General features: G+C 54.2%; 1 protein-coding gene. It reads right to left on the bottom strand.

The window, feature by feature from the left end; all coding sequences use genetic code 11:
- Nucleotides 1-136: 136 nt before the first annotated feature.
- Nucleotides 137-345 (bottom strand): hypothetical protein (locus tag Q4563_RS17605; RefSeq protein WP_303605419.1); only part of this gene is annotated, 209 nt, incomplete at its 5' end.

Below are 345 nucleotides of genomic sequence, written 5' to 3' on the forward strand. Positions count from 1 at the left end.
GAGTAACACCGTCCGTGGTGATGTGATCAACGGGGACGTGCGAAATCTACTAAACATGGTCATCCTCTCCCTTTTCGACAACTATTTGCCGGTCTGAATTGATCATCGGCGCACTGCCAACCATAACAGGCGCCGATTATTTGCTTGTTGATATATTCCCCAGCGACCGTACCTGCCACAAGGCAATCTCGCCCGCCTGTAATGTCATCCGGGTTTGATGACGGTCGACCACTCCAGGTTCCAGTGTCGACGTCAGTGTCAGTTCATTATCGCCAGCGGGCAGCATCACCCGGCGGATACGAATATCGTTGGGCACCAGCAACCAGCTGCGGGTTTCCGCGGCTT

It is taken from the genome of Gilvimarinus sp. 1_MG-2023 (assembly GCF_030548285.1).